The organism is Streptomyces sp. NPDC047525, from assembly GCF_040643025.1.
Classification (GTDB): domain Bacteria; phylum Actinomycetota; class Actinomycetes; order Streptomycetales; family Streptomycetaceae; genus Streptomyces; species Streptomyces durmitorensis.
In genome coordinates, this window is record NZ_JBEYTL010000006.1 from 290811 (window position 1) to 305786 (window position 14976).

13 protein-coding genes are annotated in these 14976 nt (G+C 71.6%); 9 read left to right on the forward strand and 4 right to left on the reverse strand.

All coding sequences use genetic code 11. The features are described from left to right. Positions 1-145: 145 nt before the first annotated feature. From ABZ833_RS19505 to ABZ833_RS19520, 4 genes are read left to right on the forward strand one after another with little or no spacing between them, the layout of a single operon-like run. Entirely contained in the window at positions 146-1531 is a 1386-nt protein-coding gene (locus tag ABZ833_RS19505; RefSeq protein ID WP_361048216.1) for an MFS transporter, read from the forward strand. Between the two features lie 13 nt (positions 1532-1544). Continuing rightward, the gene (locus tag ABZ833_RS19510) at positions 1545-3218 is read left to right on the forward strand and encodes an acyl-CoA dehydrogenase family protein (RefSeq protein ID WP_361048219.1); all 1674 of its coding nucleotides are present in this window, start codon (positions 1545-1547) and stop codon (positions 3216-3218) included. Beyond that, entirely contained in the window at positions 3211-4455 is a 1245-nt protein-coding gene (locus ABZ833_RS19515; protein WP_361048222.1) for a CoA transferase, read from the forward strand. The genes ABZ833_RS19510 and ABZ833_RS19515 overlap by 8 nt, the downstream gene beginning before the upstream one ends. Before the next feature lie 2 nt (positions 4456-4457). Then, positions 4458-5666, forward strand: coding sequence for an acyl-CoA dehydrogenase family protein (locus ABZ833_RS19520; RefSeq protein ID WP_361048225.1), 1209 nt, complete (start codon positions 4458-4460; stop codon positions 5664-5666). Positions 5667-5682: 16 nt separating this feature from the next. On the opposite strand, the gene ABZ833_RS19525 is transcribed toward ABZ833_RS19520, so the two are convergent. Then, entirely contained in the window at positions 5683-6930 is a 1248-nt protein-coding gene (locus ABZ833_RS19525) for an amidohydrolase (protein ID WP_361048227.1), read from the reverse strand. 174 nt (positions 6931-7104) lie between these two features. Between ABZ833_RS19525 and ABZ833_RS19530 the strand changes: the two genes are divergently transcribed. Beyond that, positions 7105-7551: an SRPBCC family protein gene (locus ABZ833_RS19530; protein WP_361048230.1), complete on the forward strand. Its 447-nt coding sequence runs from the start codon at positions 7105-7107 to the stop codon at positions 7549-7551. A gap of 43 nt (positions 7552-7594) precedes the next feature. Here ABZ833_RS19530 and ABZ833_RS19535 read toward each other — a convergent pair whose 3' ends face one another. Then, positions 7595-9055 (reverse strand): MFS transporter, encoded by a 1461-nt coding sequence (locus tag ABZ833_RS19535; RefSeq protein ID WP_361048233.1) that lies wholly within the window; start codon positions 9053-9055, stop codon positions 7595-7597. Positions 9056-9139: 84 nt separating this feature from the next. On the opposite strand from ABZ833_RS19535, the gene ABZ833_RS19540 reads away from it, so the two are divergent. After that, positions 9140-9988, forward strand: coding sequence for a helix-turn-helix transcriptional regulator (locus ABZ833_RS19540; protein WP_361048236.1), 849 nt, complete (start codon positions 9140-9142; stop codon positions 9986-9988). Here ABZ833_RS19540 and ABZ833_RS19545 read toward each other — a convergent pair. After that, entirely contained in the window at positions 9922-10782 is an 861-nt protein-coding gene (locus ABZ833_RS19545) for a helix-turn-helix domain-containing protein (RefSeq protein WP_361048238.1), read from the reverse strand. The genes ABZ833_RS19540 and ABZ833_RS19545 overlap by 67 nt on opposite strands. A gap of 196 nt (positions 10783-10978) precedes the next feature. On the opposite strand from ABZ833_RS19545, the gene ABZ833_RS19550 reads away from it, so the two are divergent. Further along, a complete protein-coding gene (locus tag ABZ833_RS19550; protein ID WP_361048241.1) occupies positions 10979-11821 on the forward strand; it encodes an SDR family oxidoreductase in 843 nt (280 codons plus the stop codon). Positions 11822-11885: 64 nt separating this feature from the next. Continuing rightward, on the forward strand, positions 11886-12299 hold the full coding sequence (locus ABZ833_RS19555) for a cupin domain-containing protein (protein WP_361048244.1): 414 nt from the start codon (positions 11886-11888) through the stop codon (positions 12297-12299). Between the two features lie 18 nt (positions 12300-12317). Here the strand turns inward: ABZ833_RS19555 and ABZ833_RS19560 are convergent, their stop codons facing one another. Beyond that, positions 12318-12695 (reverse strand): amidohydrolase family protein, encoded by a 378-nt coding sequence (locus ABZ833_RS19560; RefSeq protein WP_361048246.1) that lies wholly within the window; start codon positions 12693-12695, stop codon positions 12318-12320. Between the two features lie 186 nt (positions 12696-12881). Here ABZ833_RS19560 and ABZ833_RS19565 point away from each other — a divergent pair, with 186 nt between their 5' ends. Beyond that, a complete protein-coding gene (locus ABZ833_RS19565; protein ID WP_361048249.1) occupies positions 12882-14972 on the forward strand; it encodes a hypothetical protein in 2091 nt (696 codons plus the stop codon). Positions 14973-14976: the final 4 nt, after the last annotated feature.

Consider the following 14976-nt stretch of genomic DNA (forward strand, 5'->3'; position numbering starts at 1 on the left):
TTGGTCTTGGACACCTCCTAATGCCGGAAGGCAGAGTGATCCACGTCTCGCGACGGAGCGAGGACCGGCAGCCGGCCGCTCGGCTCCCCATCCCCACCTCGTCGCCCTCCGTCGCGGGATCTGCCGCCACGAGAGGACGCTCGTCATGCAGCAAGACGCCCCGGCTTCCGGGGACCCGAACGGTGCCCCGGCCCCGGGGGCACAGGAAGCCCCCGATCCACGACTCGTCCGCGAGGCGCGCCGCGCGGGCGTCACCGCGTTCGTCGGCACCACCATCGAATGGTTCGACTTCTACATCTACGGGTCCGCGTCGGCCCTGGTCCTCGGCAAGATCTTCTTCGCCGAGGCCTCACCCGCCGTGGGCACCCTCGCGGCCTTCGCCACCTTCTGGGTCGGCTTCCTCGCCCGCCCCCTCGGCGGGCTGATATTCGGGCACTTCGGCGACAAGTACGGCCGCAAGAAGGCCCTGGTCACCACCCTGACGATGATGGGCGGCGCCACGTTCTGCGTGGGACTGCTCCCGGGGTACGCGCAGATCGGCGCCGCGGCGCCGGTCCTCCTCGTCCTGCTGCGCATGATCCAGGGCGTGGCGATGGGCGGCGAGTGGGGCGGAGCCGTCCTCATCGCCACCGAGTACGCCCCGCCGGGCCGCAAGCTCCTCTACGGCGCCTTCGCCCAGCAGGGCTCCCCGGTCGGCAACCTCCTGGCGACCCTCGCCTTCCTGGGCATGGCCCAACTCCCCGACGCCGCCTTCGAGTCGTGGGGCTGGCGCGTGCCGTTCCTGTTCTCCGCCGTCCTGGTCGCCGTCGGGCTCTTCATCCGGCTCAGGCTCGCGGAGACCCCCGAGATGCAGGCCGCGCTCGCCCGCAAGAAGACCATCAAGCTGCCCATCAAGGAAGTGCTCACGCGCTCCCCGATGCTCGTGTTCCTCGGCGTGCTCGCGGGCACGGCAGGCGTCGCGATCACCTACGTCAAGACGACCTTCGCGCTCTCCTGGGCCACCGCCGACCTGGACTTCGACCGCACGACGTTCCTCACGGTCATCTCGCTCGCCCTGGTCGTGCAGGTGATCGTGCAGCCTTTCGGCGCCGTGCTCGCCACCAAGTGGCCGGTGCGCAAAGCCGTGTTGTGGATGCTCCTGCCGGAATTCGTCCTGCTGCCGCTGATGTTCGTCCTCGTCGGGACGGGCGACTTCTGGCTCGCCGTCCTCGGCATGGGCCTCGCGACCTTCCCGCACGCCATGTACTACGCCGCGCTCGCCGGAATCCTCGCCCGCGTCTTCCCCGTCGAGGTCCGCTACACCGGCATGTCCCTCTCGTACCAGCTGTGCACGACCCTGTTCGCCGGGACCGCGCCGATCGTCTCGCAGTACCTGCTGACGACCTTCCATTCGATCTGGCCCGTCGTCGCCCTCGGCCTCGGCTACACCGCGCTCACCCTCGCCGGTGTGCTGCCCCTCCTCGCCCGCACCGGCGACGCGGCCGACGACACCGCCGACGTCGCCGACTCCCGTACCGCACAGCCCGCCTGACCTGGAGCCACCTGTGTCCTCGCCGTCTCCCGTGAACTTCGCCGACCGTGACCCCGCCCTGCGCCCCCTGCTCGACCGCCTCCTGCCCGCCGACGACCGCGCCCGCGTCGAGCCCCTGCTCACGGAACTGGGCGAGCTGGCGGCGGGCGACCTCGACCGGCAGGCCGCCCTCGCCGACGCCCATCCGCCGCGCCTGTTCCCGTACGCCCCGGACGGCACCCGTGTCGACGCGATCGAGTACCACCCGGCCCACGACCGCGCCGCCGCCCTCGCCTACGAACGCTTCGGCCTCGCCGCCATGTCCCACCGGCCCGGCGTCCACGGCTGGCCCACCAAGATCCCGCACACGGTCAAGTACGCCCTCTCCTACCTCTACGTACAGTCCGAGTTCGGCATGGCCTGCCCGCTGTCGATGACCGACTCGGCCGCCCGCATCCTGCGCCTGTTCGACCCCGAGCGGTACGCGGCCGAGATCGCCGCGCTCTCCTCGACGGATCCCCAACTCCGTTCCACAGGAGCGATGTTCATGACGGAGCAGCAGGGCGGAACCGATGTCGGCCTGACGCGGACCGTCGCCACCGACCGGGGCACGCACTGGACGCTCACCGGCAAGAAGTGGTTCGCGTCCAACCCCGCCGCCGACGTGATCCTCACCCTCGCCCGCGTCCCCGGACAGGGGGACGGCACCCGCGGGCTCGGGATGTTCCTCGTGCCGCGGCTGCGGCCCGACGGCACCCGCAACGCCGTCCGCATCGACCGCCTCAAGGACAAGCTGGGTTCGAGGTCCATCGCCAGCGGCGAGGTGACGCTGGAGGAGGCCTACGCGACCCCGGTCGGTCAACTCTCCGGCGGATTCCGGCAGATGGCCGAGATGCTGAACGTCTCCCGCCTCTCCAACGCCATGCGCGCCACCGCTCTGATGCGGCGCGCCGTCTGCGAGTCCGTCGACCACACCCGCACCCGCCACGTCTTCGGCAAGCCCCTCTTCGACCAGCCCCTGATGCGCGCCACGCTCCTGCCGCTGATCCTCGACACGGAGGCCGCACTCGGCCTCGTCCTGGAGGCGGCGGCCCGGCTCACGGCCGCCGACGACGGGGACGAGCGGGCCAAGGCGCTGGTCCGCGTCCTCACGCCGCTGGCCAAGCACACCCTGTGCAAGCGCGCCCGCACCGTCACCGGCGAGGCCATGGAGATCCGCGGCGGCAACGGCTACATCGAGGACTGGGTCAACCCGCGGCTCGTGCGCGACGCCCACCTCGGATCCATCTGGGAGGGTTCCTCGAACGTCATCGCGCTCGACGTGCTGCGCTGCATGCGCCGCTTCGGCTCCCACCGCACCCTCGCCGACACCTACGGCGACCGCGGTCCGGTGAGGCACCGCTGGGAACTCCTGCGCAAGCAGGGTGACGCTCTTCTCGAACTCCCGGAAGAGGAACAGGAGATGAGCATCGGCCGGTACGCCGACCGGCTCACGCGCGCCGTCATGGCGACCCTTCTGTACGACCAGGCCGACCACGAGGAGCGGACGACCGGCAATGGCCGCGCCCTCCTGGTCGCCCGCACCTACGCGACGCTCCTCGACGACCCGGACGCCCTGCCCCGCACCGCCCTGGACCACCTGGCCGAGCTGGCCGAGGGTGGGCAGGTCCCGCTCGCCACGGCCAAGGAGGCCGCCGCACATGCCTGATGAGACCCGCCCCGCATCCCCGTTGGCCGGAATGAAGGTCGTGGACCTCTCCAAGATCCTCGCCGGGCCCTACGTCACCATGTCCCTCGCCGACCTGGGCGCGGACGTCATCAAGGTCGAGCACCCCCAGGGCGGCGACCCGACCCGCGCCTGGGGCCCGCCCTTCAACGGCCCGGACGCCACCTACTACCTGGCGGCCAACCGCAACAAGCGCTCGGTGACCCTGGACCTCAAGTCCCCCGAGGGGCAGGAGGCCGTCCACCGGATGCTCGCCGACGCGGACGTGATGGTGGAGAACTTCCGCCCCGGCAGCTCCCTGGCCGACGTCTTCGACTACCGCACCCTCAGCGAGCGCTACCCGCGCCTCGTCCTGCTCCACATCTCGGCGTTCGGCGACACGGGACCGCTGCGCGACGAGCCCGGGTACGACATGGTCGCCCAGGCGAGCGCGGGCCTGATGTCCCTCACCGGCGAACCGGACGGACCGCCCGTCAAGGCCGGTTACGCGATGGGCGACCTGGGCGCCGCCCTCTTCGGGCTCATCGGCGTCACCTCGGCCCTCGTCGAGCGCGAACGCACCGGACGCGGCCAGTACGTCACGACCTCCCTGTACGAGTCCCAACTCGCCCTGCACATCAACTGGGCCACCGGCTATTTCGCCACCGGGGAACGGCCCACCCGTCTTGGCTCAGGGCATCCGAGCCTCGTCCCGTACCAGGCCTACCCGGCCTCCGACGGGCATTTCGTGATCGCCGTGGGCAGCGACGGCCTCTTCCGTCGCCTCAGCGAGTCACTCGGGCACCCGGAGTGGGCCGACGACCCGCGCTTCGCCACCAACCGCGCCCGCGTCACCCACCGCAGGGCCCTCAACGCCAAGCTGGAGGCGGTCCTGGCCGACGAGACGGTGGCCCACTGGTGCGCGCTGCTCAAGCCGCGCGGCGTGCCCGTCGCGCCCATCCGCACCCTCGACGAGGTCTACGACTGCCCGCAGACCGAGGCGCTCGGCATGGTCCAGAAGGTCGACCACCCGGACGTGGGCCCGCTCCAGCAGGTCGCCTTCCCCGTCAGCTTCCGCGGCGAGCGCCCCGCCGTACGCACCGCCCCGCCCACCCTCGGCCTGCACAGCAGGGACGTACTCGCCGAACTCGGCTACGACGACGCGGCCATCGACCGTCTGCTCGACCACCCGCAGCACTCGAATAACCCGAACAGCCCGAAGAACCCGCAAGGAGCCTGACCATGCCGTTCCCCGCCCTCGACGCCGTCGACCCGCTGAACCTGGAGGCCCTCCTCACCGACGAGGAACGCGCCGTGCGCGACACGGTCCGCCAGTACCTCGACGCCGAGGTGGAGCCGCACATCGCCGGCTGGTTCGAGTCCGGCGAGCTGCCCGGCCTTCCCGAACTCGCCCGGGAATTCGGCAAGATGGGCCTGCTCGGCATGCACCTGGAGGGCCATGGGTGTGCCGGGATGTCGGCGCGTGCCTACGGCATCGCCTGCCGCGAGCTGGAGGCGACCGACTCCGGCCTGCGCTCCTTCGTCTCCGTGCAGGGGTCGTTGGCGATGTTCGCCCTGCACCGCTTCGGCTCCGACGAGCAGAAGCAGGAGTGGCTGCCGCGCATGGCGGAAGGATCGGCCATCGGCTGCTTCGGCCTGACCGAGCCCGACCACGGCTCCGACCCGTCCTCCATGACCACCCGCGCCCGGCGTGACGGTGGGGGCACCTCCCGCTCGAAGAGTGGGGGAGACTGGATCCTCGACGGCCGCAAGATGTGGATCACGAACGGTTCGGTGGCGGCCGTCGCCGTCGTCTGGGCGCGGACCGAGGACGGCGTACGCGGCTTCGTCGTGCCCACCGACACCCCCGGATTCTCCGCGCCGGTCATCAAGCACAAGATGTCGCTGCGCGCGTCCGTCACCAGTGAACTCGTCCTGGACGGCGTCCGGTTGCCCGCATCCGCGCTGCTCCCCGGGGCGAGGGGTGTCGGCGCCCCGCTCACCTGCCTGAACGAGGCGCGCTACGGCATCGTCTGGGGCGTCACGGGCGCCGCACGCTCGGCCTGGCGGTCGGCCCGCGACTACGCCCTGCAGCGCGAGCAGTTCGGCAGGCCGATCGCGGGCTTCCAGCTGACGCAGCAGAAGCTGGTGGACATGGCCCTCGAACTGCACAAGGCGACGCTGACCGCCCTGCACCTGTCCGACCTCAAGGACTCACCGGCCGGGGTGCACCCGGCACAGATCAGCTTCGGCAAGCTGAACAACGTACGCGAGGCCATCGAGATCTGCCGCACCGCGCGCACGATCCTCGGCGCGAACGGCATCTCGCTGGAGTACCCGGTGATCCGGCACGCCAACAACCTCGAGTCGGTGCTGACCTACGAGGGCACGAGCGAGATGCACACGCTGGCCCTCGGCCAGGCGCTCACCTGCCACGCGGCCTTCCGCTGACCGCCGGGCCCAGGTCTCAGGCGCCCAGTTTGTGCAGCGCGGCGCCCACCAGCGTCCGCACGCCCGGCAACAGGACCGAGAGGTGCGGGGCGAACAGCGGGCTGTGGTTGGCCGGCACCCCGGTGATCTTCTGGCTGAGCTCCTGGCCCGCGGCCGCCTCCCAGGCGTCCTTCGGCGTCGAGGGCACGAACCAGAAGTCGTAGGGCACCCCGGTGGGCACGAGGAGGGAGAAGTCCTCGCTGCCCATCGCGGGCCCGAAGTCGATCACGCTGCCCGCACCGAACAGTTCGCGGTGCAGGGCTGCGATCTCCGCGTCGAGGGCCGCGTCGTTGACGGTGGCCGGGAAGCTCGCGCCGATGCTCACCTCGGGCGGCGCGGGGCACCCGGCGGCCTGGCACTCTCCTTCGACGATGCGGCGGACGGCGGACAGGACCCGCTCGCGCACGTTCACGTCCTGCGTACGGAGATTGAGCCCGAGCCGGGCCTCCGACGGGATGATGTTGGGCCGCTGCCCCGCGTGGAACTGCCCCGTGGTGAGCACCACCGCTTCCGATGCGGCCACCTCGCGGGACACGACGGTCTGGAGCCGGGTGACGATGTAGGCGGCCGTCACCACCGGGTCGACGGTGGCCTCGGGCCGTGAACCGTGGCCACCGACGCCGGGCACCACGATGTGCAGGTCGTCGGCGGCCGACATGATCAGCCCCGGCGTATGGGCGACGAGCCCCGCGGGGCCGGGGGCGACATGCTGGCCGAAGACGGCGTCGGGGAGGGGGAAGCGTTCGTGCAGTCCGTCGGCGACCATCGCCCGCGCCCCGCCGCCCGCTTCCTCGGCGGGCTGCCCGATCACCACGAGCGTGCCCGACCAGGTCTCCCGGGCGGCCGCAAGCGCATCGGCTGCGAACGTCAGCCAGGTGACGTGCATGTCGTGGCCGCAGGCGTGCATCACGCCGTCGACGGTGGAAGCGTACGCGAGGCCCGTGGTCTCCGTGACGGGCAGCGCGTCCATGTCGCCGCGCAGCCACACCACGGGCCCGTCACCGTTTTGCAGGACGCCCACGACGCCCGTCCCGCCCACACCGGTGGTCACCGCGAACCCGGCGCTCCGCAACCGTTCGGCGAGGATCCCGGCCGTGCGGTGCTCCTGGAAGGAGAGCTCGGGGTGGCGGTGCAGGTCCTGGTACAGATCCTCGAGGTCACGCGTCTTCAACCCTGAGGTCACGTCCAGGGCCAGGCTCGCTGCGGTGGTGGCTGCCGGGGGCATGCGACTCCTTGCGTCCGAGGCGGGTGAGGCGTTCGGTGAGGCGTTCGGTGAGGCATTCACCCTCGCACAGGGCGTGCAGCCCGGCAGCTGCCCGGCAGGGGCCGTCTCGGAAGGTGCCTCAGGTGACAAAGTGCAAAAATCGTGCCAGAACCCTCCAGGAGGAGCGTGGTCAGTGTGTCCCGGAACCGCCGCCTGATCCTGGCCTCGCCGGGCGAGGTCTGGAGCCTGCTGTCCGACGGCCACCGGTACGGGGAGTGGGTGACGGGAACCCAGGAGGTCCTCGCCGCGGACCCGCACTGGCCGGCGGTGGGCGCCCGCCTCCAGGTACGGGTCGGCGTCGGCCCGCTGGTCCTCGACGACACCTGCGTCGTGCGCATCAGCGAACCGGAGAGCCGCCTGGAGCTGGAGGCGAAGGCGGGCCCCTTCGGAGCGGCCCGCATCGCCATGCGGCTGATCCCCTGGGGCGAGCACACCCTCTTCATCCTCGACTGGCATCCGCTGCGGGGGCCGGGCACCCGGATGCACGGACTGCCCGTGGACTACGCGGTCGCGGTCCGCAACGGCATGATGCTGACGAAGCTGGCCCGGATCGCGGTGGGGGAGCACGGCAGGAACGTCTGACCGGCGGGGCCGAACCGGAAGGTCCGACCGCCGCGGGGAGCCGTCACTCGCGGCCCTTGCCCAGCAGTGCGGCGATGAACACGGCGCCGACGGCGAGCAGGACGGCCGCCACGGTGAGCGCCAGTGAGTAGCCCTCCGTCGCGGCGTGCAGGGGACCGGCCGAGTCGGCCACGGCGTCGCTGCGACGTGCGGCCAGCGTGACCAGGACGGACAACCCGACGGCACCGCCGACCTGTTGGACGGAGCTGACGACCGCCGAGCCGAGGCTGGCGTTCTCCTCGGTGGTGCCGGTGACCGCCGCGATGGTCAGGGCGGGCAGGCTCAGGCCGCACCCCACGCTCGTGACGAGCATGCCGGGCAGTACGCCTGTCGCGTAGCCGTCGCCCGGAGCCGCACCGGAGAGCAGAAGGAGCCCGGCCGAGGTGATCAGGAAGGAGATGACGAGGGCCGGCCGCGTCCCGAGCCTGACCACCGCCCGGGACGAGAGCCACATGCCGGAGAGGATCCCGGCCCCGAAGGGCAGATAGACGAGGCCTGCCTTGAGTGGGCCGTAGCCGAGCACGGTCTGCAGATGGATCATCAGCAGGAAGGCCATCGCGTACATGGCAGCGGAGAACAGCAGGGTCGCGCCGTTGGCGACGGCGCGGGTGCGGGAGGCCAGGAACGCCGGCGGCACCAGCGGTTCGGCCACGCGGGCCTCGGTCACGAAGAACGAGACGGCCAGGACGACGGCGAGGAGCAGCGGACCGGCGACGGCCGCGTCGCCCCACCCCGATTCCCCGGCCTGGAGCAGACCGTAGACCAGGGACAGGACGGCTCCGGTGCCGAGGACCGCACCGGGTACGTCCAGGCGTGCCCGGCGGGTGGCCCGGCTCTCCGCGACCAGGCGCGGGAGCAGCACCAGGGCCATGACGACCACCGGCAGGTTGATCAGGAAGATCCAGCGCCAGGAGGTCAGGCCGGTCAGCACACCGGAGACGACCAGGCCCGTCGAGCCGCCCAGAGCGGCGATCCCGCCCCAGATGCCGAAGGCCTTGGCGCGCTCCTCGGTGCCGGTGAACAGGAGGGTGATCAGCGACAGCGCGGCCGGGCTCGCCATGGCCGATCCCGCGCCCTGGACGAACCGCCCCGCGACGAGCTGCCAGGGCTCCTGCGCGACTCCGCAGGCCAGGCTCGCGGCACCGAAGAGCGCCACTCCGACGAGGAAGACGCGTCGGCGGCCAAGGAGGTCGGCGGCCCGGCCGGACAGCAACAGGAGCCCGCCGAAGGCGAGGAAGTACGCGTTGACGACCCAGGCGAGGCCCGCGGAGCCGAACCCGAGTTCGTCCCGGATGCTCGGCAGCGCGACACTCACCACGTTGTCGTCCAGGACGAGCATGAACTGCACGAGGCACAGCACGATCAGCGCCGGTCTGCGGCGACCCGCGCCGGCCGGTGCGGACCGGAGGTCCTCACGCGGGCGATTGAGGCTGAGTACGTGACGTGGCGGGCGACTTGGCGGCATGGAACGACGCTATGGACAGGCTCTGATGGCCACAATCCGCTATGGGGCCACACCATGTCGTGTTGAGGACATACGCTGAAGGGCATGACCGAGCCCGAATGCGGCGCCGCCCCGACGGGGGCGGGGGCGATCGTCGTGGGGAACTTTCCCCTGTCGGCGGGGCAGTGGATCTCCCCGCACAGTCACCCGCAGCACCAGTTGGCCTGGACACGTCGCGGCGTGCTCGGCGTCGCCGTCGACGACACCCACTGGGTTCTGCCGCCCACCAGGGCGCTGTGGATCCCCGCCGGTGTCGTCCACCGCACCGGTGCCACCCGCGACGCGGTGCTGCGCAGTCTCTACCTCGAACCGGACCGGTGCGCCCTGAACTGGGCGGAGCCCACGCCGGTCGGCGTGGACGGTCTCCTTGCCCACCTGATCGACCACCTCAACCGGCAGGACCTCGCCGACGAGGCGCGGTTGCGGGCCGAGGCGGTCGTGCTGGATCTGCTGCACCCGTTGCCGACCCTGCCCATCGACGTGCCGCATCCCGTCGATGAGCGCGTACGCGCCGTGGCCGACGCGCTGCTCGCCGACCCCGCCGACCCGCGGGGTCTCGAGGCGCACGCACGGGTGGTCGGGGTGAGCCGGCGCACCCTGACGCGGCTGTTCGTGCGCGACACCGGCATGAGCTTCGACCGCTGGCGCACCCACGTGCGACTGCGGGCCGCCCTGCCCCTGCTCGCCGAGGGCCAACCCGTCTCCCGGGTCGCGCATGCCGTGGGATACGCGACGCCGAGCGCGTTCCTCGCGGCGTTCCGCCGGACCGTCGGCACGTCCCCGAAGCGCTACCTCGACGGAGACGCCGACGGGCCGCACGCCGCCCGTCAGCCGGGTCGGCGCACGTCCGCGGGGTCGGCCGCCAAGGAGGCCAGGATGCGCAGGCCGTCGTAGGACGGTGTGCCGGGTTCGGCGGTCCACACGACGAGCTGCTGGTCGGCGTCGGTGCTCGCGGTCAGCGTGTCCCAGTCCAGGGTCAGCTCGCCGACCAGGGGATGCCGCAGCTTCTTCGTGCCCACGCTCAGGGCGGAGACCTCGTGGCTCGCCCACCAGGTGCGGAAGTCCTCGTCGCGTACGGAGAGTTCACCGACCAGCGACACAAGGCGCGGGTCCTGCGGATATTTCCCCGCTTCCTTCCGCAGCTGCGCCACAGCGGTGCGGGCGACCGTTTCCCAGTCCGGGTACAGCTTTCGAAGGGCGGGGTCCGTGAACATCAGCCGGACGTAATTGCGTTCCTTCTCCGGCACCTCGGCGAAATCGGTGACCAGGGCCGCGCCGAGTGCGTTCCAGGCGAGCACATCCATGCGCCGTCCCAGGACGATCGCGGGAGTGGCGGTCAGATCCAGCAGGCGCCGCAGCTGCGGCTGGACCTTCTGCCGCGCCATCGTGCGCGGACGTGCGCCGGACTTGCCGGCCAGGTCGAGCAGGTAGTCCCGCTGGTCGTCCTCCAGATGCAGCACCCGCACCAAGGTCTGCAGCACGTGGACCGACGGCTGCATGCGTCCCTGCTCGAGACGGGTGTAGTAGTCCGTGCTGATGGACGCGAGCTGCGCGACCTCTTCGCGGCGCAGGCCTGACACGCGCCGACGTGTGCCGCTGTCGGGCAGGCCGACGGTACGCGGGCTGAGCTCGCTCCGCCGTGCCTTGAGGAACTCGCCCAGCTCCTTGAGATGCGCGCTGCTGGTCATGTTCTCCAGTCTCGCACCGGCCCCCGCGATCGTGGGGAGGAGCAATTACTCCCAGGATGTTCTCCTCCCAGGAAGGAATTCTCCTCTTTCCGCACCCGGTGGCCTGTGTGAACGTGAAAGAGAAGCCGCGGAGAAAGGCCACCGGACATCCCGGTGAATTCCCTTTGTCCAGCCTCCCCCTCTGGAGCACACCCCCATGAGCAAGGTCTTCTTCATCACCGGCGCGGGCCGCGGCCTGGGCACCGACATCGCCCGCCAGGCCCTGGCCGCCGGGCACCGAGTCGTCGCCACGGGACGCAGGCCCGACCAGGTGCGCGAAGCCATCGGCGGCGAGCACGACAACCTGCTCGTGACCGCGCTAGACATCACCAACCCCGAGCAGGCCCGGCAGGCCGCACGGCAGGCCGTGGAGACGTTCGGCCGGATCGACGTCCTGGTCAACAACGCCGCGAACTTCTACGCCGGCTACTTCGAGGAGATCTCCGACGCGCAGATGCGCCACCAGATCGAGACGAACCTGTTCGGCCCGATGAACGTCACGCGCGCCGTCCTGCCCGTCATGCGCGCCCAGCGCGATGGCCACGTCATCACCCTCTCCTCCATCGCAGGACTGGTCGGCCAGGAGTTCTGCGTCGCCTACGCCGCCGCCAAGTTCGGCGTCGAGGGCTGGATGGAGTCCCTGCGCTTCGACGTCGAGCCGTTCGGGATCCGCACCACCGTCGTCGAACCGGGCTTCTTCCGCACCGAGCTGCTGGTGGACGCCTCCACCACCTGGGCGGAGCTGTCCATCGACGACTACGCCGAGCGCACCGCGGCCACCAGGAAGGTGTGGGAGTCCATGAACGGCCAGCAGTCCGGTGACCCCGCCAAGCTGGCCGACGCCCTCCTGAAGGTCGCCGCTCTGGAGCAGCCGCCGCTGCGGTTCGTCGCCGGTGCCGATGCCATCCCCACTGCCGAGGCCAAGGGCGAGGAACTGCTCGCGCAGGCCCGCGCCTCCCGCGCGCTTGGCGCGGACCTGGCCCACGACGACGCGGCCTGACCCCCGACCACCCACTGCCGCCTACGCCCGGCCACCCGCTCCCACCTACGCAAGGAACGACCCCATGGAACTCCTCAAGCAGCAGCCCACCGTGAAGGCCCCCGCGGACTGGTTCACCGGCGACGTCTGGTTCGACGTCATCTGCGCCGGACAAGAGCCCTCCCGCCTGCGCATGAACAAGGTCCGCTTCGCCCCCGGCGCCCGTACCGACTGGCACCACCACGCCGTCGGCCAGACCCTGCACGTCGTCGAAGGCGTCGCCCTCATCGGCACCCGCGACGGCACCGTCATCGAGGCCCACCCCGGGGAGACGGTCAGCTGCCCGCCCGGCGAGGAGCACTGGCACGGGGCCACCCCCGACCGCTTCATGCAGCACCTGGCCCTGTGGGAGGGCACCACCGACGGCAGCCCGGAGACGACCTGGCTGGAGAAGGTCACCGACGCCACATATGACGGGCCGCGCACCAACACCCGCTGACCAGCACCCTGGGGCCGGTCAGGACCTGTCAGGACCGGTCAGAGCGCGAAGACCCGCCACGCGTTGCCGGACAGCACCTTCCCGCGGCTCCGGCCGCGCAGGTAGTCGACCAGTTCGCGCGGGTAGCGGCGGGTGGTGTAGGCGCTGGCGTCGATGAAGACGCGCGTGCTTGTCGGCCACCGCGATCATCTCCGTGGTCCGCGGGTAGCCGATGTGCCCGCACACGATGGTCAGTTCGGGGAAGTCGAGCGCGACCTGGTCGATGTACGGGATGGGCCGGCGCCCGTGCCAGGCGACCGAAAGGCCGGTCTCGACATCGGCGGCGGCCATCGCGGCCACGGTGGCCCCGACCGGCAACGGCTCCTCCAGCGACTCAAGTCCCGTCCACCGACGCAACGAACGAACATCTCGTACCCGCTGTCGGTGCAGTGCAGTGCGACCGACTCCCTTCCTGCCCAGGAAGCGCGCCAACCGATCGTTCCTGCACGAAAGTTGATGTATTCGGAAGGCAAGCCCAGTACGCTCCGTGCGACATTGACCACTCGCCGCACAGCGGCCACGTACGGCACGGGGGTAGGCCGGATGAGCCGGGAGCTGGGATTCGAGGGGCTCATCGAGGACGAGGGCTTCTTTCCCAGGCTGCTCGGCCGGAACGCCCGGGGGCGCGACGAGAAGCTCCTGTACGGGCCCGACCTGCCCGTCGTGCTGATCACCGGCGGCCCTGGCATGGGCAAGCAGCGGCTTCTCGAGCTGCTGCGCGACCGGTTCGGGCGCAAGGTGCCGGTGGCATACGTGGACTGCGCGGACGCGCGGTACGCCGAGGAGGCCGCGCGGCGCCCGTCCTGCCGCTCGGAGGCGACCGAGACGATGTACGACGTCGCCCTCAGGATGAGCGAGTGGGAGGGGCCGGGCGGTGCCCTGCCCACGCCCCGCTTCTTCGCCGGGATGGCGGCGGTGGCCGCGGGCGCCCGGCTGCGGCGGCGCGAGCTGGAGCAGGAACTGGCCCGCTACCGCGTGCTGTTGCAGCCGCGCAGGGCGCTCGGCCGGTTCGTGCGCAATCTGCTGACCGGCTATCTGTCCGCGCTCGCCGGTGTGGTCGCCCCCGCGGCGGCGCCGCTGGTGGGAGCCGCGCTGACGGAGTTCCTCGAGAAGCTGGCGAGCACCGGCGCCGAACCGGTGCGCGCGACCTACGGCGACTATCCCGGCGCCGCCGGAAGCGCGGGCACCGGGCTGCGGCTGCTCGCCAACGACTTCCAACAGGGCGGCGAGGAGCGGCGGTTCGCGGAGGGCTTCCTCTTCCGCGCGCTGCGCGAGGACCTGGACGCCGCCTACACCGGACTCGGCGCCGCACTCACCCGGGTCGGCCGCCCCGCCGTACTGCTCCAGCACGCCAACTGGCCGGTGGGCCGCGCACTCCTGGCGGCGGCGCTCGCCGACCGGGCCGACGGCCATCGCGAGCGCACGGTGCTCGTGGCGAGCGAACGCATGGCGGAGCCGCTGTTCCTTGCCGACGAGCCGCGCACAGAAGGGATCGCCGCCTACCGGCCGGACCAGGAGGAGCCGCCCAGCTGGCAACGACTCTCCGCGCGCGGCCGGTTGGGGCAGGGCGTGCTGCTGCTTCGGATGCCGCGGCTCACCACCGAACACATCCACAAAGAGCTGCAACAGCACACCGGCGGCGCACCCGAGGCCGCGCGGCTGCGGCGGGCCCAGAGCGCGGTGCACCGGCTCTCCGGCCGCCGCCCCCGGATGGTGCAGCGGCTTGTCGAGGCGGCGGGGGAGCTGCCGGAGCTGGACAACGACCGCGAGCTCCTCGACCAGCCCGCGGCGCTCGACGGGGAGACCCGTGCCGTACGGGACGTCCTGCTCGCCGAGTTGGTGCTGCGCCAGCTGCCCGAGCGGCTGCCCGTCGAGCACACCGAACGCTGGCTCGACCTGCTGACCCAGCTGTCGGTCGCGCACACCGGAGACTGCGCCCGCGCCCTCCTTCGCGGCCCGCAGCTGGAACAGCTGGCCGGCGGACTCACCGCGGACGAGGTGGGGCGCCATCTCCTGGAGAGCGGCTGGCCCGCCTGCGAGCGCCACTTCATCGGCGACTTCGGCCTCCGGCAACTGCTCATGAGCAGACTGCACGGTCCGCCGGAAGCGGGCGTCGAATGGCGCCGCAACCACACCCTGGTGCACGCGCACTACCGCAGCCGGGCCGAGTCACCCGACCGTGCCTTCGGCACCACGGCGGCACACGGACTCAACCACGACCTGGTCGCCAACGGCCCCGAGCGCGCCGTCCACCACCTCGCCGCCACGTTCCCTGCGGACGGCACGGGCGCCGAGGAGTGGTGCGACCAGCTGCTCGCGCTCGCCCAGGCGCCCTCGCCCGGCGGCCACGACGAGCGGCACGCCCGGATGACGGTGGCCCGGGTCGACGGCACCAAGCTGGAGCGCCAGCTGGACGAGCTGCTGCACGCCGTGTGGCTCTGCGAGGAGCGCACCCGGCCGCCGGACATCGCCGCGGCCGACCGGATGGCGCAGCTCCTGCGGGAACTGGCCAGGGAGTACGCCGGGGCCGCGCCCGTGCTCACCGCGCGGGCCGGGGTCTGGGACCGTCGCGCCCGCAACCGGCAGCCGCTGCAGTCCTGTTCCTGTACGGCCCACATCGGAGAGGGGAGCTGAGCGG